22 protein-coding genes and 1 pseudogene are annotated in these 25,916 nt (G+C 69.0%); 16 read left to right on the forward strand and 7 right to left on the reverse strand.

What is annotated here, in order from left to right:
* The first annotated feature begins 77 nt into the window (after window positions 1–77).
* Both AB0H93_RS14640 and AB0H93_RS14645 read left to right on the forward strand, forming a co-directional pair.
* A complete protein-coding gene (locus AB0H93_RS14640) occupies window positions 78–1,379 on the forward strand; it encodes an O-antigen ligase family protein (protein ID WP_358572383.1) in 1,302 nt (433 codons plus the stop codon).
* Window positions 1,376–2,524, forward strand: a complete 1,149-nt coding sequence (locus tag AB0H93_RS14645) for a glycosyltransferase (protein ID WP_358572385.1) — start codon at window positions 1,376–1,378, stop codon at window positions 2,522–2,524. The genes AB0H93_RS14640 and AB0H93_RS14645 overlap by 4 nt, the downstream gene beginning before the upstream one ends.
* A gap of 15 nt (window positions 2,525–2,539) precedes the next feature.
* On the opposite strand, the gene AB0H93_RS14650 is transcribed toward AB0H93_RS14645, so the two are convergent.
* A complete protein-coding gene (locus AB0H93_RS14650; RefSeq protein WP_358572387.1) occupies window positions 2,540–4,054 on the reverse strand; it encodes a sugar transferase in 1,515 nt (504 codons plus the stop codon).
* 734 nt (window positions 4,055–4,788) lie between these two features.
* Here AB0H93_RS14650 and AB0H93_RS14655 point away from each other — a divergent pair.
* A complete protein-coding gene (locus AB0H93_RS14655; protein ID WP_358572390.1) occupies window positions 4,789–6,027 on the forward strand; it encodes a serine hydrolase domain-containing protein in 1,239 nt (412 codons plus the stop codon).
* A 178-nt stretch (window positions 6,028–6,205) separates the two neighbouring features.
* Window positions 6,206–6,313: pseudogene (locus AB0H93_RS14660) on the forward strand (response regulator transcription factor); the annotation flags it as partial.
* Between the two features lie 230 nt (window positions 6,314–6,543).
* Here AB0H93_RS14660 and AB0H93_RS14665 read toward each other — a convergent pair.
* Both AB0H93_RS14665 and AB0H93_RS14670 read right to left on the reverse strand, forming a co-directional pair.
* The gene (locus tag AB0H93_RS14665) at window positions 6,544–7,104 is read right to left on the reverse strand and encodes a hypothetical protein (RefSeq protein WP_358572392.1); all 561 of its coding nucleotides are present in this window, start codon (window positions 7,102–7,104) and stop codon (window positions 6,544–6,546) included.
* 413 nt (window positions 7,105–7,517) lie between these two features.
* Window positions 7,518–7,736, reverse strand: a complete 219-nt coding sequence (locus tag AB0H93_RS14670) for a hypothetical protein (RefSeq protein WP_093269023.1) — start codon at window positions 7,734–7,736, stop codon at window positions 7,518–7,520.
* 13 nt (window positions 7,737–7,749) lie between these two features.
* On the opposite strand from AB0H93_RS14670, the gene AB0H93_RS14675 reads away from it, so the two are divergent.
* Complete coding sequence (locus AB0H93_RS14675) at window positions 7,750–7,872, forward strand: hypothetical protein (RefSeq protein WP_358572395.1); 123 nt, start codon at window positions 7,750–7,752, stop codon at window positions 7,870–7,872.
* Between the two features lie 507 nt (window positions 7,873–8,379).
* On the opposite strand, the gene AB0H93_RS14680 is transcribed toward AB0H93_RS14675, so the two are convergent.
* The gene (locus AB0H93_RS14680) at window positions 8,380–8,562 is read right to left on the reverse strand and encodes a hypothetical protein (protein ID WP_358572397.1); all 183 of its coding nucleotides are present in this window, start codon (window positions 8,560–8,562) and stop codon (window positions 8,380–8,382) included.
* Window positions 8,563–9,040: 478 nt separating this feature from the next.
* Between AB0H93_RS14680 and hppD the strand changes: the two genes are divergently transcribed.
* From hppD to AB0H93_RS14730, 10 genes are all read left to right on the forward strand, one after another.
* Window positions 9,041–10,186, forward strand: coding sequence for a 4-hydroxyphenylpyruvate dioxygenase (gene hppD, locus AB0H93_RS14685; RefSeq protein ID WP_358572399.1), 1,146 nt, complete (start codon window positions 9,041–9,043; stop codon window positions 10,184–10,186).
* Between the two features lie 28 nt (window positions 10,187–10,214).
* Entirely contained in the window at window positions 10,215–11,264 is a 1,050-nt protein-coding gene (locus AB0H93_RS14690; RefSeq protein ID WP_358572401.1) for a prenyltransferase, read from the forward strand.
* 46 nt (window positions 11,265–11,310) lie between these two features.
* Window positions 11,311–12,351 carry a polyprenyl synthetase family protein gene (locus tag AB0H93_RS14695; protein ID WP_358572403.1) on the forward strand — a complete coding sequence of 347 codons (1,041 nt, stop codon included), beginning with the start codon at window positions 11,311–11,313 and terminating at the stop codon, window positions 12,349–12,351.
* On the forward strand, window positions 12,348–14,033 hold the full coding sequence (locus tag AB0H93_RS14700) for a prenyltransferase/squalene oxidase repeat-containing protein (RefSeq protein ID WP_358572405.1): 1,686 nt from the start codon (window positions 12,348–12,350) through the stop codon (window positions 14,031–14,033). Before AB0H93_RS14695 ends, AB0H93_RS14700 begins: the two co-directional genes overlap by 4 nt.
* Window positions 14,026–15,297 carry an NAD(P)/FAD-dependent oxidoreductase gene (locus tag AB0H93_RS14705; protein ID WP_358572407.1) on the forward strand — a complete coding sequence of 424 codons (1,272 nt, stop codon included), beginning with the start codon at window positions 14,026–14,028 and terminating at the stop codon, window positions 15,295–15,297. Before AB0H93_RS14700 ends, AB0H93_RS14705 begins: the two co-directional genes overlap by 8 nt.
* Window positions 15,294–16,700, forward strand: a complete 1,407-nt coding sequence (locus tag AB0H93_RS14710; RefSeq protein ID WP_358572409.1) for an FAD-dependent oxidoreductase — start codon at window positions 15,294–15,296, stop codon at window positions 16,698–16,700. Before AB0H93_RS14705 ends, AB0H93_RS14710 begins: the two co-directional genes overlap by 4 nt.
* Entirely contained in the window at window positions 16,697–17,500 is an 804-nt protein-coding gene (locus tag AB0H93_RS14715; protein ID WP_358572411.1) for a methyltransferase domain-containing protein, read from the forward strand. The genes AB0H93_RS14710 and AB0H93_RS14715 overlap by 4 nt, the downstream gene beginning before the upstream one ends.
* A gap of 300 nt (window positions 17,501–17,800) precedes the next feature.
* Window positions 17,801–18,640, forward strand: a complete 840-nt coding sequence (locus AB0H93_RS14720; protein ID WP_358572413.1) for a methyltransferase domain-containing protein — start codon at window positions 17,801–17,803, stop codon at window positions 18,638–18,640.
* Window positions 18,637–19,821 carry a cytochrome P450 gene (locus AB0H93_RS14725; protein ID WP_358572415.1) on the forward strand — a complete coding sequence of 395 codons (1,185 nt, stop codon included), beginning with the start codon at window positions 18,637–18,639 and terminating at the stop codon, window positions 19,819–19,821. The genes AB0H93_RS14720 and AB0H93_RS14725 overlap by 4 nt, the downstream gene beginning before the upstream one ends.
* A gap of 13 nt (window positions 19,822–19,834) precedes the next feature.
* On the forward strand, window positions 19,835–21,052 hold the full coding sequence (locus AB0H93_RS14730) for a cytochrome P450 (RefSeq protein ID WP_358572417.1): 1,218 nt from the start codon (window positions 19,835–19,837) through the stop codon (window positions 21,050–21,052).
* Between the two features lie 205 nt (window positions 21,053–21,257).
* Here the strand turns inward: AB0H93_RS14730 and AB0H93_RS14735 are convergent, their stop codons facing one another.
* The 3 genes from AB0H93_RS14735 to AB0H93_RS14745 form a co-directional block, all read right to left on the reverse strand.
* The gene (locus tag AB0H93_RS14735; RefSeq protein WP_358572419.1) at window positions 21,258–21,602 is read right to left on the reverse strand and encodes a hypothetical protein; all 345 of its coding nucleotides are present in this window, start codon (window positions 21,600–21,602) and stop codon (window positions 21,258–21,260) included.
* A gap of 435 nt (window positions 21,603–22,037) precedes the next feature.
* Window positions 22,038–22,265: a hypothetical protein gene (locus tag AB0H93_RS14740; protein WP_358572421.1), complete on the reverse strand. Its 228-nt coding sequence runs from the start codon at window positions 22,263–22,265 to the stop codon at window positions 22,038–22,040.
* Between the two features lie 452 nt (window positions 22,266–22,717).
* Entirely contained in the window at window positions 22,718–23,665 is a 948-nt protein-coding gene (locus AB0H93_RS14745; protein WP_358572423.1) for an SMP-30/gluconolactonase/LRE family protein, read from the reverse strand.
* A 542-nt stretch (window positions 23,666–24,207) separates the two neighbouring features.
* Here AB0H93_RS14745 and AB0H93_RS14750 point away from each other — a divergent pair.
* Window positions 24,208–25,908: a hypothetical protein gene (locus tag AB0H93_RS14750; protein WP_358572425.1), complete on the forward strand. Its 1,701-nt coding sequence runs from the start codon at window positions 24,208–24,210 to the stop codon at window positions 25,906–25,908.
* Window positions 25,909–25,916 lie beyond the last annotated feature (8 nt).

The raw sequence follows: 25,916 nt of genomic DNA on the forward strand, positions 1-25,916 counted from the left end.
CGGGCAGTCGTTACATCGATTCCGCAACCCGTCTTCGGCGCATTCGCGCCCGAACCCACCTGATCCGAGGACCGGCCGTGAGCTGGAATGCCCTTCGCCGCCGCTATGGCGTCGCGCGTCGCCGGGCCTTCGACGCCGAGCGCTGGCCCGTCGTGTGCGTGCTCGCACTGATCGTGGCCAGCGAATACAAGTTCCGCGTTCGCTCCGACGACCAGTCGGTGTCCGGCTCGCCCGACCTGTTCGTGCTGGCCGAAATCGCCGTCTACGCGGCCGTGGCGTGCTTCCTGTTCCTGCGCTTCCGCCCCACGTCCCGGGTGCGGCGCGCCGACTGGATCACCTGTTCGGCCTATGCCTACGCGGCGGTCCTGGTGCTTTCGGCGCTGTACTCGCCGTACCGCGAACTGGCCCTCGTGCGGGCCTGCCAGGTCGCGGTCGTGCTGGCGCTGAGCCGTTCGATCGCCCGCCATTGCGCCCGGGATGCGTTGCACCGCATCGCCCACGCTTTCGCAGTCCTGGTCGGCGCCTCGGTCGTCTTCGGCGTGGTCGTGCCGTTCCCCCGGCTTCCGACGCAGCCCGACAGGTTCACCTGGCTGCACCTGCATCCGGTGGACGCGGGCCAGTTCCTCGCGCTCGCGGTGGTGATCCTGGTGGCGTACGCCTTCGGCCACCGGTTGGCCCGGCCCGGCCCGCGCTGGCCGTTGCCCGTCTACCTCGTGCTGCTGGCGATCTGCGCCGCCGGGTTGATCGGGAGCAATACCCGGGGGGCCGCGTTCGGGGCGATCGTGGGTTGCCTGGTGATCGCGGGATTGCGATGGCGCGGCCGCCGCCGGCTGGAGATCGCGGTGGCGTTGGCACTCTTCCTGATCACCGCGTGGCTCGCCGCGGGGCCGCTGGTCGAGGCGTTCTTCGTCCGCGGTGAGTCCGCCGAGCGGCTCGCGTCTTTGAACTCGCGAACGGACCTGTGGGCTTACGCGTTCGACGCGTTCCTCGAACGCCCGCTGTACGGCCACGGTCTCACCGCCTCGCAGGGTTTGTTCCTCGACGAGATCGGGTTGGGCGGCGGGCACAACGGGCTGGTGAACCTGCTCGTCGACGCCGGACTGCTCGGCGCGGTGGTGTGGCTCGTGCTGCTCGGCTGCATCTTCACCGCCGCGGTCGCGCTGCGGAACCTCCGGCCCGAGCCGCGACTGGATCGCATCCTGATCCTCGCGGCGTTGTCGGGCTTGCTCGCCAACTCGATGTTCACCGAAGGGCTCGGTGCTCCGGCCAACGTCGCCTGCGTCTGGCTCTTCCTGCTGGCTGCGTGGACGAGCATGGCGAGCACGCGGAACTCGGCATCGATGCTGCCATCCCACATCCCCGCCAACGAGCTGGAGTGACATTGGTCCGACGAACCGCGCTGATGGTCCATCCCGGTGCCGAGCTGTACGGATCCGACCGCATATTCCTGGAATCGGTCATCGCGTTGACCGAGGCGGGCTGGCGGGTGGTGGTCGCGCTGCCGGAGCGCGGGCCGCTCGCCGACCGCCTGCGCGACCGGGGCGCGGACGTGGTCCTGTGCCCGACCCCGGTGCTGCGGAAGGCGGCGTTGCGCCCAGCCGGGTTCCTGCGGCTGCTGCTGGAAGGCCTGCGAGCGGTGGCACCGGCTTTGCGCTTGCTGCGGAGGACCCGCCCCGACGTCGTGTACGTCAATACCGTGACCGTGCCGTTGTGGCTCCTGCTCGCCCGCTCCACCCGGCGATCGGTGATCGCCCACGTGCACGAGGCCGAAGACAGCGCACCACGCCTGATCAGGACCGCGCTCGCCGCTCCCCTGCTGTGCGCTGCCTCGGTCGTGGTGAACAGCGAGGCCACGGCTCGCGCGATCACGCGACCGCTGCCCTGGCTGCGTCGCCGGATCCGCTTGGTCTACAACGGTGTTTCCGGGCCGGTGCATGCCGCGGCCCGTGGCGGTGAGCGACCCGATCCGGTCCGGATCGTGCTGGTCGGTCGACTGTCACCGCGCAAGGGCACCGACGTCGCGGTGCGCTCGATCGCCCGCTTGCGCGCCGATGGGCACGACGTCGTCCTCGAATTGCTGGGGTCCGCGTTCACCGGCTACGAGTGGTACGAGCGGCAGCTGGAGGACCTCGTACGGCGTCACGGCCTGGCCGGGGTGGTCGCCATCCGCGGTTTCCGCGCGGACGTGTGGGATGCCTACCGGGACGCCGACATCGCGCTGGTCCCGTCGCGGTTCGAGCCTTTCGGCAACACCGCCGTGGAGGCGCAGCTGGCCGGAACCCCGGTGATCGTGACCGATGTGCAGGGCTTGCCCGAGACCGTCGCGCAGGGGCGCTACGGCCGCGTCGTGCCCGCCGACGACCCCGAAGCGCTCGCCGGAGCGATCAGCGATGCGCTTGCCGAATGGCAAGGAACTCTCGACACCGCGGCGCAGGCTCGCGAGCGCGCCCAGGAGGTGTTCTCACCGCGGCGCTACCGCGACGACATCGCCGCGATAGCAACCGACGTCGCCCGCTGCCGCTGACGGAGCCAACGGCCGTCAGTACGCGCCCTGCTTGGTCAGCACCGCGCGCACGGTCTTCCAGAGGATCACGGCGTCCATCGCCAGCGACCAGTTCTCCACGTACCGCAGGTCGAGCCGGACGCTTTCGGCCCACGACAGGTCGCTGCGACCGCTGACCTGCCAGAGCCCGGTGAGCCCCGGCTTGACCAGCAAGCGGCGCCCCACCTCGTAGTCGTAGGTCTCGGTCTCCTCCGGCAGTGGCGGCCTCGGACCGACCAGCGACATGTGCCCGGCGAGGACGTTGAACAGCTGCGGCAGCTCGTCGAGCGAGTACCGGCGCAGCAGTCCACCGACCTTGGTCACCCGCGGATCGCGGCGCAGTTTGAACAACGGCCCTTCCGCATCGTTGGCCGGGCGCAACGCGGTTCGCATCGCGTCCGCGCCCACCACCATCGTGCGGAACTTCAGCATCGTGAACGTCGTGCCGCCTCGCCCGGTCCGGCGCTGCCGGTAGATCACCGGTCCACCATCGGACAACTTGACGGCGAGGGCGATCGCCAGCATCGCCGGCCCGATCAGGCCCAGCAGGAGCAGCGCGCTCACCCGGTCGGCGAGAGCCTTCACGACTCGGCGACCACCGGTGAAGGAGGGTTCGCTCACCTTCAGCATCGGCATCCCCAGCACCGACGACACGTGCAGCCGGGGACCGGCGATCTCCATCAGCACCGGGGCGACGACCATCTCGGCTGAGGTGTCCTCGATCTTCCACGCCAGTTCCTGCAGGCGACGTGGCGTCCAGTAGGAATCGGCGGTGATGGCGACCACCCGGTACCCGCCGCGCCGGACGTTCTCTGCGAGCTCGTCGACATCACCGATCACCGGAACGCCGTCCACCTCGCAGATCAGTCCCTCGCCGGCCTCGGGACGAAGGCACAGCGCTTGGATCTGCCATCCGACATGCGGCTGCTGGCGGGTGCGGGCGATGAGGTCGCGCAGCGTGCGCGTACTGCCCGCCGCGATCACCGGTAGCAGGCACCTGCCGTCGCTGCGGGCGCTGTGCAAGTAGCGGCGCAGCACGTACCGCTGCGCGAGCACCAGAAGCGCAAGCGCGGGTAGGACACCGAAAACCCACGGCCGCACGTCCAACGGCGGTACCACAAGCCCCGCGACCGCCAGGACGACGCCAGCGGAGAAGATCCCTCGCCCCAGGCGCCGGTACTCCTCGTGCCCTTGCCCCAGGACCCTGACGTTCCAGGAACCGACCAGGGCCCACAACACGGCCACCGCGGTGAGCAACGCCAACACCGGCGGCGGCAGCACCGCGATGTCCAGCACTGCCACCCAGACCGCCCCGGCTGCCGAAGTGATCGCTGTTGCGATGGCGTCGCTGGCGATCACAGCGAGTCGGTATCGCCGTTCCCACACCATCGCGGGAAGTGCGGGGAGCGGGTGGGCTGGGGGCGCCGTCGCGTTCAACCGCGGAGCCCGGACGAATCCGGCCGACCCCACCCCGTCCGGCAATGACATCGGTGCGCGCATCGGCTCCTGCATCGGACCCCTCTCCAGTTGGCAGAAACGTCCGCGCGGCGGAGGCGATCGGACGTCAGAGCTATCGGGGCCATCACGAATCCGTTACACGTTCCCCGACGAGAGGTGAACGGCCGTGCGGACTGGAAGAGCTTCGTGCTGCCGCTGCGTTCGGCCGGGGCTCGGACTCGTCGGGCTCATCGACGGCCCGCTCCGCGCTGGCGTGCCCATCTTCGCAGCAGCTCTGCTGGCCAGTTCGCACGCGGCGCTGTTGGCGGGGCGGCATCAGCATGGGCTCGTCGCACGACGGCAGCCAGACCTGTCGTGATTCGGCGACCACCCGAAACGCGGCCACCGGGACGACTCATCAGCTCCTTGCCGGCATCGGCGTGGTGCTCCTCGCACGGATGGAGGAGCACCCGCGCCACCTACCAGAACCCGGCCTCGCCGGACATCACCGCGACAGTCGATATCGCGCTCTGCCGAGAAGACTCCCGAAGTCCTAAAAGGACTGCGCGACCGCGGCTACGCGAGTCCTCGGCGGCATCATCAACGAATCCTGATATATCGCTCAACCTGCGGCGATGACTTTCCGGGCCCGCAGGATTCGTGCATCAAGATCGAGTGTATCGCGGGCGTATCGAAAATCGCATACGCCAACGCAACAGTCGTGCGTCTTCAGTGAAGGCATGGACCACAGCGCATCCGTACATGGGTGGCGCATGGGTCGGTTCGTCGATCGGGAAAGGACCGTGATCGTGGACTCGGATTCCGCACGTGGTGTCGACCGGCGGCGGCTGCTCGGGTGGGGCGGGTTGGCGGCCGCTGGCGTGGCGGCCGGCGCGCCGCTGATGGGCGCCGGACACGTCGGCACCGCCTCCGCCGCGCCGGAGCCGTCATGGCGCGACCGGATCCCGCCGGACACCCAGCCCGGCGGGGCCTACGACCGGTACGTGGCGGAACTGGCCGCGGCGGACAAGTTCTCCGGCGTGGTGCTGCTGTCGTACCGGGGCCGGACGGTGCTGTCGCGCAGCTACGGCATGGCCGACAAGGAGAAGGGGATCCGCAATCACGAGGGCGTCGCGGTCAATCTCTCCTCGGGGAGCCAGCCGTTCTTGTCGGTGGCCATCCTGCAGTTGGTGCAGCAGGGCAAGGTGGCGCTGTCGGACACGGTGGGCACCCACCTGACGGGCTTCGCCGGAGAGATCGCCGAGCAGGTGACCATCCACCACCTGCTCACCCCCCTCTCCGGGCTGGACGCCCCGATGCCGGACTGGCAACGCGTCTTCCACAGCAAGGAGGAGGTGCACGAGTACCACCAGCAGTGGACCCGGCAGGCGGAGCTGGTGGCCGTCCCCGGCTCGGGCGACAACGGCCACCGACCCGGCGGCGGCGCCAGCCTTGCCATCGCCGCGCAGATCGTGGAGGCCGTGACCGGCACGACGTTCTGGGACTACGTGCACCAGCACGTCTTCGGGCGCTGCGGCATGACCGGCTCGGCCTTCTACACCAGGCAGCAGTGGCTCACCGACGAGCACATCGCGCGCTCGTACATGCTCCAGGCGGACGGTAGCCGGGTGGACGCCGTCCGCAATCTGGACAAGGGCACCCGGAACCCGGGCCGTGGCTTCATCGGCTACGCCTCGGGCGACGGCTTCGCCACCGCGCCGGACCTGGTTCGGTTCGCGAACGCGCTGCGCGACGGCACGGTGCTGGACCGACCGCACGCCGACTTGTTCGCCGGCCCCAAGCTCCCCGGCCACGGCCCCACGTCGTACGAGGCGTACACGATGCCGGTCTCCATCATCGGCGACCAGTGGGTGATCGGGCGCGGCGGCGGCACCGGCGGCAGCAGCGTCAACTGGAACATCTACCCGGACACCGGTTGGGTCGGCGTCGTCCTCAGCAACTACGACGAAGTGCCGATTCAAGACATCTGCCTGCAGGAGATCAAGGCCATCACCGGCGTGACGATCGACCCACCAGGCGGCGGCTGACGCGCGGCCTTCGGCTGGTCCAGCGCTGACCGCTGTCGGGAAATCGAAGAGATCGCGATCGGACGGAAGCGGAGGAAACGTGCTCAAGGGGTGGCTCTGGGTCAGCACGTTCACCGGCATAGCGGTCATCACGGTGGTCGCACTGCCGTTGGCAGCGCTGGCGGTGTGGGCTCCAGGTGTGCGGGTGCTGATCGTGGAGGACGAGCCCTACCTGGCCGAAGCCGTCCGTGACGGCCTCCGGCTGGAAGCGATCGCCGCCGACATCGCAGGCGACGGCGACTCGGCAGGCCAGCGCAGAGCGCAGCCGGGTGATCTCCTCGTGCTGAGCTGTCAGCCGCGAGATGGCTCGGACGCGGAACGCGGCGAGTTCGGCCTTCTGCTGTTCCACGCCATCAGATCACGGCGCTGGAGCGGCAACTCGGCAAGAACAGGGTGTTCGCGCCGGTCACCGGTCGTTGGGCGGCGAGGCCCGCCGGTTTCCCGACGGGCCTCGATCTCCGCAGTCCGCGGCCGCGGTCAGCGAGCCGGCTTCACCGCCTTGGCGTAGCGGTTGATCGGCGGGAGCCAGCAGAACACGAGCGCCAGCAGGCAGCAGGGCCAAGCGGCCATGAGCATCCCGCCGACCGTGTCCGATCCCATGGCCGAAGTGCCGATGGCGGCGAAGTGGACGATGAAGGCGAGCACCGAGAACACGGTGAGCAGCACCCGGGCCCAGATCGTACGGGCGAAGATCGTCCACACCAGCACCAGGATGCCAAAGCCGATCTCGATGCTCGCCCAGGTGGCCATGGCGCCCTGGAATTCGGCGACGAAGCCGTCCCACTGGCCGGTGCTGCGCATCAGCTCGACGAACGCGTCCTCGCTGAGGCCCGCGTCGTCCAACAGGCCGGGCTCGATGCGGTCGATGTTGTTGACCAGCTCGTCCTCGGCCAGCTGGCGGCCGCCGGCGAAGTTCAGGATCCCGGCGACGATCGGCAGCAGCCCGGACAGTCCGGCGAAGATCTGCAGGATGAGCAGCGTCACCGGTCGCTTCGGCGCGTGCACGTGCGCGGGCGCGGTGGTGGGGGCGTAGGTCATGGTCGGTGTTTCTCCTCTTGGGGTGCAGTGCCGGGTGCCGTCCGACGCGCCGGAGGAGTCGGTTCCAGCTGTCGGTACGGCAGTCGTTCAGATGCGGCCCACCCGGTGGCGGTTCAGAGTTCCAGCCAACCGTAATCCCCTCGATACCAACGGCGGTCCCGGAACCCAGTTCCCGCAAGAAGAAATCCGCAGATCAGTTGTGCTGTCATCGAGATCAGCGCCGACCGTCCACAGTGGCGTCTGGTCAGGCGCAGTACAGGAGCACTCCCCCTTCGGCGCTCTCGCCGACGGCGCTGCCGGGCCCCGAGGGTGTCCGCTCAGCGCGGTCGGCGCGAGCAACGGGGACGGCATTCGGCGAGTCCCTCGATTCGTCGTCGAAGAGGGCCTCTCCGAATCGCACGATCACTGCCGGGTCACAGGCTGTACGCCCACAACTCGTACACGCCGTTGTTGTGCCGGCACTCGTGCGGCAGGTTCGGGCCCCCTCCGGTCATGTCTTCCCAGGCCTTCTCGCACTGGGCCGCGGTGTAGTACCAATGCCCCGTGTAGGTCCAACCTTCCGCTGCTGCGGGCGTTGCGGTGGCCGCCAGCACGCTGAGCCCGAGAACGGCGCCGATTGCGAACTTCTTCACCAGAATCCTCCCGTTGACCATCATCCAGTTGCGCTCCAGCCGAATCGAGACGTTCGACGCGTTCTCATCGGCCGTCATCGCTCTTTCTTGGGCGAAGCGGGAGCGCCGCACCAACCGTTGCGCCGACTGGGAATGATCGGTGCCGATGTCGATGACGCAGCAGCACTGGCTTCGACTCCCCCACGGCTTGACGGATGCGCAGGCCCGCACTGCCCGGCGACCGCAACTGACGGTGAAGTTTTCACGCGCACCAGGACGAAAGCCATTCGCGGCACGGAACTCTGCCCGAACATCCATCCTTCTTGCCCCGTCCGTACGGCCAACCGACCGTCGCACCTGCCCGGATCGGCCGACGGCCATGCGGACGCACTGGGCGGCGACGAAAGACGGGCCCGGGATGCAGCACCGGGGCCAGGGCGATTACGCCGGACAGCCGATCCCGGTTCGGGCACCGTCGCCGAGGGCTGGGTGGACGATGCCGTGCGCTTCTGGGAGCAGCAGATCGGCGCACGGTAGGCACTGCGGGCTGAACACTTGTCCCGTCGGGCCGGTCACCGGCCAGGAGCACGGGATGCTCTCGACGCTACTCGGCGATCCGCGCCTGTTCACGAATCTGCGCGATGGCGGCGTTGAACCCGTCCGCCTAACCGCTGGCACCGGCGAGCTTGCCGACCTCCACCTCGTCCAGGCTCTTCCCGACCACTTCGTCCGGTACGGCCGCGGCGAAACGCTCCTGGTAGCCCCGGGAGGTCTCGTTGTTCTCCGGCATCGGCTCGACGGTGACGTCGTTGATCGTGTCGTCGTTGAGCGTGACTGTGATGGTCATGTAGGACGGTGCGCCGCCATAGACACCTTTCACGGTGTAGGTCCCGTCCTCGTATTCCGCGCCGCTCGAACTCGCGTCGCCTCGCGTCTGACCTGCACTTTCGTGCCATGTCAGCGGGCTTTTCCACGGCCGGTCCGACAGGATTCAAACCTGCGACCCCTTGGCCACCAGAGTGGTCCACAAGAGACACTGACCACACGCCGACCGCGACGTTTCGCTCAAGGCCGTTCCAAATCCTGGCCAGCCGGCGCGAAACGCGGAGTTAACACGTCCATTGTGGTCGGGCACGACGCCGGGAGCGCGTATTCGCGGACCGCGTGAGAGCTTCGCACGCACGGAGCCAGTGTTATGTGATATTGGATACGGTTTCCGCGGATACCTTTCACGCTGCGGTGAAAGGATTGTCGAGCCCTGTTCCGGTAGTAGAGGCTTCCTGCCGCTGACCCGACCGACGGCCGGAAAGGGGACTTCGCCAAACATGTTGCCTTCCGAGGACTTACTCGAAAGCACTGCCCTCGACGCCAACGCCACGGCGCCCGGGGCACTCGATTCGTTCCCGGTCCTGGGCATCGACCACCTCCGATTCGTCGTGGGGAACGCCAAGCAGGCCGCCCACTTCTACGCGACGGCCTTCGGCATGCGCTGCGCCGCGTACCGGGGACCGGAAACCGGGTATCGCGATCGGGCCGAGTACCTCATGGTCGCCGGGCGAACCCGGTTCCTGCTCACCGGCGCGGCGCGTGCGGGCACCGAGATCGATCGCCACCTGGCGGTCCACGGCGACGGCGTCATCGACATCGCGCTGCGGGTCGCCGATGTGGACCGCGCGTACGAGAACGCAGTGCTGCGCGGTGCGACCGGGCTGGAGGCGCCGCACGACGCTGAAGGCGCCGACGGTGTGCGGCTCGCGGCGATCGGGACCTTCGGCGACGTCCGGCACACGCTCGTCGAGCGGACCGACGACGCGGTGTTCCTGCCGGGCTTCGAGGCGCGGGAATCGACCGGTGCCGCTGAGGGCGCCTTCCACGAGATCGACCACGTGGTCGGGAACGTCGAGCTCGGCCGGATGAACGAGTGGGTGGAGTTCTACCGGCGGGTGATGGGCTTCACGAACATGAAGGAGTTCGTCGGCGACGACATCGCCACCGAGTACTCGGCGCTGATGTCGAAGGTGGTCGCCGACGGGGAGCACAAGGTCAAGTTCCCCATCAACGAGCCGGCCGTCGGCGAGAAGAAGTCGCAGATCGAGGAGTTCCTGGAGTTCAACGGCGGCCCCGGGGTGCAGCACATCGCGCTGGCCACCGACGACATCACCGCGGCGGTGCGCCGGATGCGCGCGGCCGGGGTGCAGTTCCTGGACACGCCGGATGCCTACTACGACACGTTGGACGAGTGGGTCGGGGAAACCCGGGTGCGGCTGGACGAACTGCGGGAGCTCAAGATCCTCGCGGACCGCGACGAGGACGGCTACCTGCTGCAGATCTTCACCGCGCCGGTGCAGGACCGGCCGACGCTGTTCTTCGAACTGATCGAACGCCACGGCTCGCAGGGATTCGGCAAGGGCAACTTCAAGGCCCTGTTCGAGGCGGTCGAGCGCGAGCAGGCCCGGCGCGGAAACCTCTGATCGGCCTCGGCGGGAGGGCCCGTACCCGATGACATCGAACCCACTTGAGACCGCGCCGCGTCCGCTGCTGGCGTTCGTGCGCCTGGGGCGCCCGAAGTTCCTCTTCCAGAGCATGCTGGTGGTCGCCGCCGGCGTCACGATCGCCGTTCACAGCGGCCACCAGGCGAGCCTCGGCTGGTACCTGGTGACCCTGCTGTTCGCGTGGTGCACGCACCTGATGACGCACTACTGCAACGAGTACTTCGACCTGGAGGCCGACCGCGCCAACGCCGCACCCACGTCCTGGACCGGCGGCAGCCGGATCCTGGTCGGCGGACACCTGCGGCCCGAGGTGAGCCTCGGCGCAGCGTTCGTGCTGCTGTTCGTCGGGGTGCTGCTGCTTGCGCTGCTGCCGAGCCTGGAGACCCGGCTGGTGGCGACGGCGATCATCGCGCTGGCCTGGCTCTACACCGCTCCCCCGCTGCGGCTGAACTACCACGGCCTGGGCGAGGTCAGCTGCGCGCTGGTGCTGTACGGGCTGGGACCGCTGCTGGCGTGCGTCGTGCAGGCCGGGACGATCGACACCGCCGGGCTGGGCTACGTCGGCGTGCTGTTCGTGTTCCAGTTCCTGCGGATGGCCATCATGAACCTCTCCGACATCGAAGGGGACCGGGCCACCGGCAAGCGCACCCTCGCGGTGCTGCTCGGCGCGGCCGGGCTGGTCCGGCTGTTCGCGGTCGGCCAGCTCGTCGGGTACGCGGCGATCGCGCTGCTGCTGGTCACCGGCGTGATCCCGGTGTCGGCGGGGCTGTTGATGCTGGCCACCGCTCCGGTGCCGATCTGGGTGACCCGGCAGCTGGCCACGGGTGCGCTCGCCGAGCCGCGGCGGGCCAACGCGGTGACGTTCTGGGCGTCGATGCACATGCCGCTGACCTCCTCGTCGATCATCGTCGGCCTCCTCGTGGACCTGGGTGTCCACGGTGGACGGCTGTGGCAACCGTGGCTGGCGGTGGTCGGCGCGACCTTCCTGATCTTCGGCACCTGGCTGGTCCGCGCCGCGCAGACCAACCGCGCCGGCGCGCCGAGTCCAGCTGGGTGAGCCGCCCCCACCCGAACCTGCCCAACCACGAGGAGCGAGGTCGACCATGACGACGTCTCCGGTCACCGCCGATCACGACCTGATCGCGAGCGCGACCAACCGGGCACGCGGACTCACCGAACCGCTGCTGCGCAACATCGTCGAAGCGCTGGACCCGTCGCTGGCCGCGATCGGGTGCTACCACTTCGGCTGGCAGACCGACGAGCCCTACACCGCGGGCAAGGCGATCCGGCCGACCATGGCGATCCTCGCCGCCGAGGCCGTCGGCGCCCCACCTTCGGCCGCGCTGCCGGCCGCGGCCGCCGCCGAGCTGGTGCACAACTTCAGCCTGATCCACGACGACATCATCGACAGCGACGAGCAGCGGCGCGGCCGGCCTTCGGTGTGGAAGGCCCACGGCGTGCCGGCGGCGATCCTGATCGGCGACGCGCTGCACGCCGCGGCGTTCGAGTTCCTGCTCGGCACCGGCCGGCCGAACGCGGCGGCGGTCGCGGAGCGGCTCGCGGTGGCGATGCGCGAGATCGTGATCGGGCAGGTGCAGGACATCGAGTTCGCCGGGCGCCCCTGGTCGGGCCCGCAGGCGGTGATGCTCGACGAGTACCAGGCGATGGCCGAGGCGAAGACCGGCGCGTTGCTGGCCTTCGCCGCCGCGGGCGGCGCGCAACTCGCCGAGGCTCCGCCCAGCGCCGTGCGGACCTTCGACGTCCTCGGCCGCCACCTCGGCTTGGCCTTCCAATGCACCGACGACGTGCTGGGCATCTGGGGTGATCCGGCGGTCACCGGGAAGCCGGTCTTCGGAGACCTGCGCGAGGGCAAGAAGACCTTGCCGGTCATCGCCGCGCTGGCCACCGACACGCCCGCCAGAGCGCGGCTGGCGCCGCTGCTCACCGAGGGCCTGCGCGACGACGCCGGGCTCCGGCTGGCCGCCGAGCTCGTCGAAGAGGCCGGCGGCCGGAAGTTCGCCGAGCAGGAGGCGTCGAGGCACCTCACCGGGGTTGGCGAGTGCCTGGACTCGCTGGACATGCCCGACACCGTCCGAAAGTCCTTCGAGGCACTGGCGAACACGCTGATCGGACGGACGCGGTGACCCGAGAACTGTCCACAACGGACCGGGTGGAACAGGCGATCCACACCGCCGAACAGGTCCTGCTCGGCGCGGCGTGCATCGGCTCCTGGTCGAATCCGCGCCGCGCTGCGGTCTCCGGTGCCGCCGGCGCGGTCCTGGCCCTGCACTTCGCCGACGCCGATCGGTCGGCGGACCTGATCGCCGGCGGCGTCGCGTGGCTGCTGCGGGTGCAGAACCCCGACGGCGGCTGGGGCACCCTCGAAGGCTTCCCCAGCGACTTCGTCGCGACCGCGATGGCCACGGCGGCGTTGCACCTGGCGGCGGGTTCGGACGGCGCGGACAGCGTCTCCCGCGCACGCGGCTGGATCGACCGCCGGGGCGGCGTGGCGGGACTCGACGACCCGATGATGGGACAGCTGTGCGGCCTGGTGCTGTCCATCGCCGGCCTGCAGGACGCGAACCGGCTGCGACGGGTTCCGGTCGAGCTGGTCCTCCTGCCCGCCGCGCTGCACAGGCGGCTGCTGTCCTACCTGACCCCGCCGTTCCTGGCCCTGTCGTTCATGCAATCCCGGCAGCGCAAGCACAATCCGCTGGCCCGGGCCATCGACCGGCTCGCCCGACCGGTCGCGGCACGACTGCTGGAGGCGTTCGACCAGCAGGAAGGCGGGGTCGGTTCCTATGGCGGCGATCCATGGCTCACCGGCCTGGTGTGCACGGCGCTGACCCGGGCCGGCGCCGCCCCGGAGCTGGCCCGGCGTTCGGTGGAGTACCTGCGGATGACGGCGCAGCCCGGCGGTTCCTGGCACCTGGTCCACGGCGTCGAGGCCGAACGGGTGGAAGTCACCGGCATGGCCTTCAGCGTCCACGGGCTGGCGCTGGCGGGCCACTCCGCCGATCCGCGGCTGCTCCGGGCCCGCAGTTGGCTGGCCGGGTGCCAGCAGCTCGAACCGTCCGAGGTGTACGCGAGCCCGGCGGGCGCGTGGGCCTGGACCGGCCGCAAGGGCTGGCCGAACGCACTGGAAACCGTTCTGGTGCTGCGGCTCCTGGTGGCCGACGTAGAACTCGATCCGGACACCGAGCGGATCATGCGGCGCGGCATCGCGTGGCTGATCGCGCAGCAGGACAAGCGTGGCTCGTGGAGCACTTTCGTGCGAAACACCCTGGTGCCGCTGGACGGTCCGTGCCCGTTCATCACCGCGCTGGCGATCGAGATCCTGCACCGCGTCGGTGTCGCCACTTCGGACCCGCCGATCCGCCGCGCCCTGCGCTGGCTCGAGCGGCACCAGGCGCCTGACGGGTCGTTCGAGGCCAGGTGGCATCGCGGCGGCGTGCCCGCCACCGCCGCCGTGGTGCACGCGCTGACCAAGCTCGGCATGCGCGGGCATCCGGTCGCGACCAAGGCCCGGGACTGGCTGCTGGCCGCGCAGCTCGACGACGGTTCGTGGAGCACCGGGCGCGGTGATCAGGACGGCACCCCGGACGAGACCGGGCACGCGACCCGCGCGCTGGTGGCCTGCGGCGAGCACGAAGCGGCGCGGCGCGGCGCCGAGTGGCTGGTCGCCGCCCAGCAGCCGGACGGCCGGTGGGAGCCGGGCCAGACCTGCATCTACATCCGGGACTACGTGCACTACTCGGATCCTCTGATCGCGCAGGGGTTGGCGATCGGTGCGCTCGCGGCGTATCGGGAGGTGGGCAATGGCTGAGTCGTCCGCGACCTACGACGTCGTGGTCGCCGGGGCCGGTGTCGGCGGCCTGGCGGCCGCGCACGCGCTCGGCGCGCGGGGCCTGCGGGTGCTGTTGTTGGAGAAGCAGCGGCAGCCGGTGGCGATCGCCAAAGGCGAAGTGCTGCAACCGAGTTCGATCCGCATCCTGCGGGAATGGGGCGTGCTGTCCGAGTTGCGGGACCGCGGCGCGGTGCAGTTGGACCGGCTGGTGATCCGCGAAGCCGACGGCCGCGAGGTGATGGTCTTCGACTACGCCGCGCTCGCCGGTCGAGGCCACCACCTGCTCAGCCACGACTACTCGGAAATTCTCGGCGTGCTCGCGGACGGCCTCGCCGACGAGGTCGAGTGGCGGCGCGGTGCGCTGGTCAAGGACCTGAGCCGGGATGCGAGCGGGCGGACGGACGGGGTCGTGGTCGGCGAAGGCGACCGGACCTACGAGGTGCGCGCACCGCTGGTCGTCGCCGCCGACGGCCTGTCCTCCCGGCTGCGCAAGCTGGCCGGGATCACCACCCACCCCGTCGAATACGCCCACCGGTTGGCGTCCTTCGAGCTCTCCGGCGGACCGGAGCTGCCCAGCGAGGTGTCCGCCTACCTCACCGACCGCGGGCTGCGGCTGCTCTACCCGTTGCCCGGCAACCGGATTCGGCTCTACGTGCAGGTGGGTGCGGACGAGCTGCGCGGCATCAAGAAGGACGAGCTGACGGCGTGGTGCGGCGGGCTGGCGGCCGATGCGCCGTCGCTTCGGCCGCTGCTCGATTCGTTGCGGGCAAGTCTCGACACCCGGCAGTTGCTGAAGCTGTGGCGGTTCACGGCATCCAGGATGTCGGTGCCCGGACTGGCCATGGTCGGCGAGTCGGCGCACGCCGTGCACCCGATGGCCGCGCAGGGCATGAACACCGCCATAGCCGACGCGCACGCCCTGGCCGGGCTGGTCGGCGACGGCCCGCTGCAGAAGTCCGCGGTGGACGCGGCGTTGGCGAGCTACCAGAAGACACGCGCCGGTTGGGTCCGCCACATCGACAGGATGAGCCACGATGCGACCCGGATGATCACCGACACGTCGTGGGCGGGCAAGGTGATCGGCCGCCGGATGCTGCGCCACACCAGCCGGAACAGCCGATTGCGCTACGTGGCGACCTACAACATGGCCGGGCTGGGCATCCGCCCGTTCACCGTGCTGGACCGCATGCACCAGCTCGGACTGCCAGATCCGCGAGCGGGAAGGACCCCGGCTTGGGCGTGAACGGACGAGCAGTGGTGCTGGGCGGTGGCCTGGCGGGTGTGCTGGCGGCGTCCGTGCTCGCCCGGCACCTGGATTCGGTCGTCGTGGTCGAGCGCGACCGGTACCCCGACGGTCCGGTCGTCCGCAAGGGCGTTCCGCAGGCGCAGCACGGGCATCTGCTGCTGACCGGCGGGGTCCGGCGGCTGGACGCGCTGCTGCCCGGCGTCGTCGACGAGCTGCTCGGGCACGGCGCGCGCCGGCTCGGGCTGCCCCGCGACGTGGTGTCGCTGACCGCGCAGGGCTGGATGCCGCGGTTCCGCGAGATGCGCTTCGCGCTGTCCTGCAGCAGGGCCCTGCTGGACTGGGTCGTCCGCAAGCGGGTGCTCGGCGACGGCCGGATCCGGGTGGAGGAGGACACCACCGCGTTGCGGCTGTGCGGCGACGGTGCGCGGGTGACCGGGGTGCTGGTGCGGGACCGGGCGTCCGGGCAGCCGCGGCTGCTCGAAGCGGACCTCGTCGTCGACGCGACCGGGCGCGGTTCGAAGGCCCCGGAGTGGCTGCGGCTGCTGGGACTACCGGAGGTGCGCGAGGAGCTGGTCGATCCCGGACTCGCCTACGCCACCCGCCTCTACCGCGTGCCGCCCGGTGCACCCGCGGACTTCCCCAACGTCTCGATCCAGGCCGAGCCCGGCAACGGTCGTCCCGGCCGGGCTGGGGTGATCTTCCCCATCGAGGGCGACCAGTGGTTGGTGACCCTTTCCGGCACCAGGGGCGCGGAACCTCCGGTGGACGACGCGGGTTTCGAGCAGTTCGCCCGGGCGTTGCCGCACCGGGTCGTCACCGATCTCATCGCCGCAGCCGAACCGCTCGGCCGCGCCCGCGGTTACCGCAACAACGCCAACCGCCGTCGCCGCTTCGACCGGCTCCGCCGGTGGCCGGACGGCTTCCTGGTGATCGGCGACGCGGTGGCGACGACGAACCCGACCTACGGGCACGGCATGTCGGTGGCGGCCGGCGAAGCCGTTGCCCTGCACCGGGGGCTGCACCGACATCGGCTGCGCCCGGGGAGCTGCCGCCGCATCCAGCGCGGGATCGCCGCCGCCGCACAGGCGTCCTGGACGATGGCGACCAGCCAGGACCGGCTCTACCCGGACGTGGTCGGCGGCGGGCCCAGCCGCGCCTTGTTCGTGCAGAAACGGCTGACCGACCGCTTGCAGCGGGTCGCCGCCCAGGACCCGGCCGTCTTCGACGCACTGTTGCAGGGCCACACGCTCTCCGGCGTGCCGTCTCCGCTGGTCATCCCCCGGGTAGTCCGGGGCTTGCTCCGCGGCGGCGCCCGCCCGAACAACGGCGACCCGCCGTTCACCCCCGCCGAACGAGCCGTGTTGGCACCGCAGGACCCGCCCGAAGGAGGCAAGGCTTGACCGATCAGATGGCGTTCACCGAGGACGAAGTCGCGCAGTTCTACGACGGCCTGGAGAAGTTCCTCTCCTCCTGGCTCGGCGAGAGCATCCACTACGGCTACTGGCCCGGCGGTGCCGGTGGCTCGTTCACCGAGGCCCAGGACCGGCTGACCCACCTCCTCGGCGACCGCCTCGCGCTGCGGCCCGGGCAACGGCTGCTCGACGTCGGCTGCGGAACCGGCCGCCCCGCCACGCTGCTCGCCCAGTCCTCGGGTTGCGCGGTCACCGGGATCACCATCAGCCAACGGCAGGTCGAGACCGCTCTGGAGCGCACGGCCGGGTTCGCGGGCAAGGTCGGCTTCGAGCTCGTCAACGCGATGGAAATGCCTTATACAGACGGCGAATTCGACGCCGCGATGGCGCTGGAATCGCTGCTGCACATGCCCGACCTGACGCGGGCCCTGACCGAGGTGCGGCGCGTGCTGCGACCGGGTGGCCGCTTCGTCGTCGCCGACTTCTTCGAGGTGTCGAAGGCGTCGGCGCCACCGGGTGGCATCCCGTTCAACCCGCCACCGCCGCTGGACGAGCTGACCGACCGGATCCGGACTGCGGGATTCGAGGTGACCGACGTCCTCGACATCACCGAAGCCACCCGGCCGACCTACGCGGAGCTGCTCGCCGCGGTGCGCGCGCAGCGATCCACATTGGACTCCATCCGGGACGCCCGGATCGCGGAGCAGGTGCAGCGGGCAATCCCGCTGATCGTCGAACACGCCCAAGAGCACACCGGCTACGCGGTTCTCACCCTCCGCACGAGCTGAAAACACCGCTGCGCCCCCTGCGAAGCCAAGGAATGAGCGTTTTCATCCTGATCGGCCCGCAGCCGCGGGTCGCAAAGCTGCACGTCGATGGGTGTCGCATGCGCCGCAGGCGCATAGCCCACCTACGACGCTTGCACCGCCGCGGGTTCTCAGGGGCTTCCTGGCGAGGACGGCCCTGACGCCGTGTATTGGGCATACATCAGTCAGGGCACCCACAGTCCAGGGAGCCTCTGAGGTTCCGCTACCCGCACCGCCACGCAAAACGAGGTTGGAAAAACCGGAATGGAAGGAAGAGCCGACTTGACCGACCAGAGCACGTTCACCGCGGACGAGGTCGCGATGTTCTACGACCAGCTGGAGGAGTTCTTCTCCGCCGTGCTCGGTGAGAGCATCCACTACGGGTACTGGCCCGATGGCATCGATTCGCCATCGCTGACCGACGCCCAGGACCGGTTGACCGCGCTGCTCGGGGAGAAGCTGGCGCTCGGCCCCGAGCACCGGCTGCTCGACGTCGGCTGCGGAACCGGCCGCCCCGCCACGCTGCTCGCGGAAGCCCTCGGCTGCGACATCACCGGCATCACCATCGCCGAGCGCCAGATCGAGGCGGCCGACCAGCGCGCCGCTGCCGCCGGGGTCGCCGACCGGGTGCGCTTCCGGTTCGCCGACGCGATGGGAATGCCGTTCGCCGACGGCGAGTTCGACGCCGTCCTGGCCCTGGAATCCCTGCTGCACATGCCGGACAAGAAGCGCGCCTTGGCCGAGGAGCACCGGGTGTTGCGGCCCGGCGGGATCCTGGTCATCGCCGACTTCTTCGAGACCAAGCCGCTGCCGCCGGGCACGGTGCCGGACGCGGCGGTCGACGTGCTGCCCAACCACGTGCCGCCGCCCCTGGACGAGATGACCGGCCTGGTGCGCGAGGCCGGGTTCGAGGTGACCGAGGTCCTCGACATCACCGAGCAGACCCGGCGCTCCGGCGAGGCGATCCTGGCCGCGATCGGCTCCTACCGGCCCGCGGTGGATTCGGTGCAGGGCAAGCGGATCGCCGAGCAGGTCCAGCAGGCGATACCGCTGATCGTCGAACACGCCCAGGAGCACACCGGCTACGTCGTGCTCACCGCGCGCAAGGCGGTGTCGGCATGACCGCGGCCGAGCAGCGGTTCTGCCCGTTCGACGTGGGCGAGGGGTTCCGGCGGCTCCGGGAGGACGATCCGGTCTCCCGCATCGAGCTGCCCAGCGGAACACCGGCGTGGTTCGTCGCCCGGCACGCCGATGCCCGCCACGTCCTCACCGACGAGCGGCTCAGCAGCGTCGACGCGTCCCGGCTGATGCGGCCGGGCGCGGGCGACGACCAGATCGCGCCGCCCGGCCCCGGGGTGCTGCTGTTCTACGACCCGCCGGAGCACACCCGGCTCCGGCGCATGCTGGCAGGGAACTTCACCGTTCGGCGGATGAACCAGCTGCGGCCGATGGTGGAGTCGATCGTCGTCGCCCAGCTCGACGAGATGGCGCGAGCCGGTTCGCCGACCGACTTCGTGCGCTCGTTCGCGCTGCCGGTGCCTTCCCTGGTGGTCTGCGAACTCCTCGGCGTGCCGTACGCGGACCGCGCCGAGTTCCAGCGGCGCACCGCCGCGCAGGTAGACCTGGCAATGGGCGAGGAACACGCCGCCGCGTTGTGGGCCGAGTCGACCGAGTACATGGCGCGGCTCGTCGTCGACAAGCGCGCCCATCCCACCGACGACCTGCTCGGGCGGCTCGTCGCCGAGCACGGCGAGGAGCTCTCCGATGCGGAGCTCGCCGGTATCGGCGTCTTCCTGCTCGGTGCGGGCTACGAAACCACGGCCAACATGCTCGGGCTGGGCACGTTGCTGCTCCTGCGCCATCCGGAACAGCTCGCCCGGCTGCGCGACGCCACGGGCGACGGGACCGCGGTCGACCGCGCGGTGGAAGAACTGCTGCGGATCCTGACGGTCGTCAACAACGCGGCGATGCGGCAGGCGAAGGAAGACATCACCGTTGGTGGGCAGCTCATCCGCGCTGGGGAGTTCGTGCTCGTCTCGCTGGGCTCGGCCAACCGGGACGACGCGGTTCACGAGCGCTCCGACGAGTTCGACATCGGGCGCGCTCCCGGCGCGCACCTGGCTTTCGGCCACGGCATCCACCACTGCCTCGGCGCGCCGCTGGCGAGGCTGGAGATGCAGATCGCCTTCCCGGCGCTGCTGAAGCGGTTCCCCGCGCTGCGGTTGGACGCGCCGTTCGACGAGATCGAGTACCTGCCGCAGTCCCTGGTGCACGGCGTGCGCGCCCTGCCGGTGGCGTGGTGAAACGGGAGGCGCGATGACCAACGTCCAGCACGAGGCCCCGGCGTTCCCGATGGCCCGGCCACCGGGCTGCCCGCTGGACCCACCCGCGGAGTACGGGCGGATGCGGGCCGAGACCCCGGTGGCCCCGGCGATCCTGCCCGACGGCAGCCGGACCTGGTTGATCAGCCGGTACGCCGACGTGCGCGCGGTGCTGCGCGACCCGCGGGTCAGCGCCGACCTGCGGAAACCCGGCTTCCCGATCATCTCCGCGGCCGAGCGCACCCTGGTTGACGTGGGCTTCCACCCCGGGTTCATCCGGACCGACCCGCCCGAGCACGGGCAGCTCCGCCGGATGGTTTCGGCGGACTTCACCATCAGGCGCGTGAAGGCGTTGCGACCGGCCATCCAACGGCTGGTCGACGAGCGCGTGGACCGCATCATCGACGGCCCGAAGCCGGTGGACCTGGTCGCGGAGCTGGCGCTGCCGGTGCCGAGCACGGTGATCTGCTGGCTGCTCGGGGTGCCCGTCGCCGACATCGGCAAGTTCAACGAGTGGACCCGAGCCGTGGTCGACGCCGACACGACCCCCGAGCAGACCCAGGAGGCCAACGCGGCGATCCTGGGCTACTTCGACGAGCTGATCGCGATCAAGCAGCGGGAACCGGCCGACGACATCGTCTCCCGGCTGGTCCGGCAGCACGAGGCCGGCAAGCTCACCCGGCCCGAGGTTCTCACCACCTCGATGCTGCTGCTGGTGGCGGGGCACGAGACCACCGCCAACATGATCTCGCTCGGCGTCCTCACCCTCCTGCAGCACCCGGAGCAGGCCGCCGCGCTGCGCGAGAACGCAGGCCTCGCCTCCCGCGCGGTCGAGGAACTGCTGCGCTACCTGTCGATCTCGGAGTTCGCCACCACCCGTGTCGCCACCGAAGACCTGGAAGTGGGCGGCCGGCTCATCCGCGCCGGTGACGGGATCGTGGCCCTGACGCCGTCGGCCAACCGGGACGCGACGGCCTTCCCGGATCCGGACACCGTGGACATCCACCGGAAGTCCAGGCAGCACGTCGCCTTCGGCTTCGGGCCGCACCAGTGCGTGGGCCAATCGCTGGCCCGGGCCGAACTGCAGATCGTCTTTCCCACGCTGCTGCGGCGAATTCCGGGCCTGCGGCTGGCCGTTCCCGCCGAGGAACTCCGCTACAAGCTCAACGAAGGCATCTTCGGCGTGCTGTCGCTCCCGGTGACCTGGGACTGAGCCCGCCACGCTTCTGCCGACCATTCCGTTGCGAAGGAGAGCATGACCAACAAAAGGGAACAGCCCGCCGCATGAAAGTCCGGGCCAGAACCGATAACCGAATTTTCGGCCAGTACAGGTGGTTCCCCCACCTGGCCCAGGCCGGACGCGAACGGGGCAGCTCCGACACCGCACGCCACGATGTCCGCACTGCCCCGCCTAGTCGTCAGGACCAGAAGAAGCCGGGCCCTTCGACGGTGGTGACGGTCACCCCTTCGCGCGGGTCGTACGTGCCGCCTCCCATGGTCTCATCGTTGCTCGCGATGCGGATCTCGTACCGCTCCGTGTGGCTGATGCCGAGCGTGATGCACTGCCCGTTGGGGACGATCACAGTGGACGAGTGCGAATCCGGGAAGGCGGCGTAGGAGTCGTAGCCTCCCTTGGAGCACAAGGTGAATTCGCCCGGGGTGGCGGCTGCGGCGGTGCCGGCCGTCGCCGTGACCAGCGCCGCACCCAGGGTTGCGACCAGCACGAGACCGCGGCCGGCCCGACGCTTGGTTGACTGCTTCATTGGCGAATCCCTTCATCGGATGTCGATTGCACCAATGATTCAACCGAAAACTTCCACCGCGAAAGGGAAACCGCCGCCATGCGACGACGTTCGGGCATGTGCGACTGCCCGAACGTCCCCCTTTGCCTTCGACTTCAGCCACTGCGCCCACGCCGCCGCTGACGCTGCCCTGAATTCCGATGAAACGTCGCCGCCGCCGTCCTTCCACCACGCCCAGCCAGATTCACGGAAACCTTGCCAGAGCCCACATTCCTGTGGGGCTTGTTTAAGCATCACTGCAGGTGAAGACTTCAACTCGGCAATCGCTGGGATAATGTCTGCGTGATCGTGTCGCTGCTATACAAGGCAACCCAGCAGCTGCTGTCTTTTCCAGCTCTGCTTTTGCGCCGCGATACGGTCAAGGACGCCGAGCTGCTCGTACTGCGGCACGAGAACTCATTGAGCGGAATCCAGGGGTGCGGGGACGTACGAACAGGCGCGGGCGGGCAGCCGGGCGCCGGCTAGGCGCAGTTGGTTCACCCGGCTCGTGAACGCCGCACCACGCATGACATGGGTGGCCAGCTCCGCCGCGTGGCGGTTCTCGACGGCGGCCAAGTAGGTTCCTCCGACCCAGTTGTTGAACGCACCCATCGCGGGACCGCACCAGACCTGGTAGTCGGCCACCCGCCCCTCAGTGCCGGAGATGCTCCATCCCCGTCGTGGGCCCGGTAGACGTCGTATCGGATTGCCGGCATGTCTCTTCCTTCTCCCTGGCTGGACACAACGCTTAGAGCCTGCTGGCGAATGGCGGTTTTGTCTTTGAATCGGCGAAGCCGCTTGGCCCATCCTGGCAACTTGCACCGCCGCGGGTTCTCAGACGTTTCCTGGCGAGGACAGCCCATTCGCCGCGTATTGGTCATACATAAGAAGGGGCTCCCACAGTCCAGGGAACGGCTGAGGTTCCGCCACCCGCACCGCCCCGCACAACGAGTTCCGCTAACAGACTCTTGGAGATGTGAACCTGCGCATTCTGCACCTCCGCGCTCGCGAATCCGCTTCAGCGTCCAGACGATCGACAACTGGCGCCGTCAGGAGCTGATCGACACCGGACCGCTCCCCGGGACCACCAGCACCGATCACACGGAGCTGGTCTCCGCCCGGTGGCGAGAGGGCGAGATGTCCCTTTGAGCTGGGATGACGACCGAGTCCCGATAGATGGGTAAACCATCGCACGGGACGTCATGCACCTCGATCGCGCCGTTGGCGATCTCAGTGACGAACATCTTGTGCCGTCCGTCTTCGGTGAACGCGATGTTCGTCGGCGCCTTGCCCTTCGTCTCGATACGCTCCACCACCGTGCCGGCCTCGTCGAAGACGACGATGTGCCCGGCACCCATCACCGTGCAGTAAAGGCGCCCGTCTGCACCGAATTTCATGCCGTCCGGGCCAATGAAACCGTCGGGCGCCACACCGTCCCAAACATTGCCGAACAACTCGCGCCGCGGATTGGTGCCGAAAACCTCGTAACGGTAGATATTCCCACCAATGGTCTCGGCCACGTAGAGCCGGTCGTGGCGGTCGAAGGCAATACCGTTGGCGAACCGAATGCCGTTGTCGATCCGCGCCACGTCCAACGTCGCCCGATCAATCCGGTACACCCGGCCATCGAACGGATAGTCAGACCAACCAGGCTTGAGGGTCATCTTCACGGGGTCGAGCACTTCGTGCTCCCACGCGCCGGAGTCGGTCATGTAGATCGCACCGTCACGGCCGATGACGTGGTCGTTGGGCCAGCGGAAAAGCTCGTCCCCACAATTCGTAATGCGTGCTTCCTCGTTGCCTTCTGCGTCGTAGCGGATGAGCGCGTGCTCGTGCGCTTCGCCGACCCACAGCTTGCCTTGCGCATCACGAAGCAGTCCGTTGGGGAACCCTCCAGTCAGGGTGATAGCGTGCAGTTCCCGTGTTTCCGCATCTACACGAGTGACGGCGCTGCGGTCCCGCCGCATCTCCACCACCAAGACGTCACCGTTGTCCAAGATCACCGGGCATTCCGGGGCGAAGAGCCCTTGCGCGAAGAGTTCCATTGCTCGTCCTTCCACTTGCCCACTGACTTTCGCGCAAGTCTGGAAGCAAGGTCGCGTGGCGTGCCCGTTAGGACATCGGATTATGTGCAGTTCGGGCAACTAGGTGTGACAGAAGCTGAGATATGTAGGAGGTTTTCGTTACTCCGATCGCGACGACGCTTGTAGGCGGGAGCGACGAAGTGACAAGTACCCGCACTTGTTGGGAGCGTTTGACGCCCTGGCCGAAGCACCAAGAGACCTGGCGGCTGCCGGGTAGCGCAGAAATGAGTTCGACCATGCACCTTACTGGATGATCACGGAACCCTTGAGGTTTTTCCGTGCCGATTTGTTCCTCTTGGCCGCCCAACTGTGTGTCTTGCTGGGCCCAGCTTTCCCGCCACCGTGGGTGAACGGCCGCTAGATGGGCCCTGCCCAACTAGCACGGTCCCCTTTGAAAATGCGCGATGCCCACGAATCGAGAGGATTTCGATCACATGGCCGCAACTTCAGTCCCCAATGGGCAACCTCTCTTAACCCATGCCCATGCCACGGAGGCGGAGCGGTTGACTGCCGTGGACGTGGCGCAGGACGTCTCCGCCTACCGGCGGACGATGCGTGACCTGCTGCGGCAGGAGTTGTTCGATCCGCGACTGCGTGACGATCTGCCCTTGCGGGAGTACATGGACCTGACCATCGACCGGATGAAAGCGATCTTCCGGGAGGGGCTCGTCGACAACGACATGTGGATGGGCCAGTCCCGGGAGCACGCGTTCCGGTCCATGTGCGAGGTGATGGGCCTGACGGGCGCCTTCGATTTCGCGCTCACCTCGACCATCACCGATCACCTCATCGCGGGGAGCGCGCTGTTCAACCACGGCACCCCTGAGCAGGTCGCCCGATACCACGACGAAATCACGCGGATGCATCAGGTCTACGCGTTCTGCTGCACGGAGATCGGCGGCGGTACCAACCTGCGGGAGATCCGCACGACGGTCTCCTGGAATCGTGAGGAGCAGAGTTTCACGCTCGACACCCCCACGGACGCCGCCTGCAAGTTCTGGATCGGAAACATCAAACACGCCGCGACCGTCGGCATGGTCCTGGCCCGCCTTGTCATCGACGGCGAAGACGTCGGCCACCACTGGTTCCGTGTCCCGCTGCGGGACGAGGAGAACGGTCCTCCCCTGCCGGGTATCACGATCCTGTCGTGCGACCCGAAGGGAGGTATCCAGGCCAACCAGGTCGGCGGTGCCCGCTTCGCCGGGGTCCGGCTCCCCCGCGAGGCGCTGATGGGGCGGTTCTCGCGCATCGACGCGGACGGACGTTTTTCCAGCACGCTTCCCGATGCCGGCGCCCGCTTCGTGAAATCCATCGAGACCTTCGTCCAGGAACGCATCTTCCCGCTCAGCGCCGGAGCGCGAGCCGCCGAACTCGCAGCTCACCTCACCTGGCGGTTCGCCGGTCACCGCGAAACCCGCCGCACGCCTACCCGCACGGTCCTCCTGGACGAGCCGCTGTTCCTGGACCGCCTGTATCCGGTCCAGCTGCGCTGCCTCGCGCTGCGCCTGCTGGAACGCGCCGTCGTCAGGGGCGTCGAACGCGACTGGCACACCGACCCCGGCCGTAAAAACATGCACCTGCTCACCGCGACCGGAAAATGCGGCTCCTGGCTGGTCCTGGACGTCCTGGCCGCGTCCCGCGAGATGTGCGGGTCGCAGGGGTTCCACTGCCACAACCAGATCGTCACCCTGCGGACCGACTTCGAGGTCAATGTGACCTTCGCGGGCGACAACTCCGTGATGGCCTACCAAGTGGCGCGCGCTGCTCTGCGTTCGGACCGGTTCGCCTCACGCCCGCCTGGGACACTGCCCGAGCGGGTCGAAAGGGAACTGACCGAGGCGTGGCGCAGCCGTCCGGGCGGATCGTTCACCCATGACGAGGCCGTCGCGCTCGTTCACGCCCGCATGCTCGACCTCATCCTGAGCGAGCACGACGCCGACCCGCAGGTGCCGCAGCAGATCATGGACGACCTGGTAGCCGATTTCGCCGCACACCGGCTGGGGGAACCGCAGCGGCCTGTGTCGGCCGACAGGGAGAAGATCGGCCTCCTGGCCGAGTTGCTCGCGCCCCTGCCCGAACTCGTCACCGCCCCCCTGGTCGACGACGGCTACCTGACGGAATTCACGTCCCCAGCGCGGGCCGTAGAAGTTCCCCTCCCAGCGCCGCGGACCGCAGGAATTCCCGTCCCAGCGGACGGGAGGTAAACCGCCGT

It is taken from the genome of Saccharopolyspora sp. NPDC050642 (assembly GCF_040654735.1).
Taxonomy (GTDB): domain Bacteria; phylum Actinomycetota; class Actinomycetes; order Mycobacteriales; family Pseudonocardiaceae; genus Saccharopolyspora; species Saccharopolyspora elongata.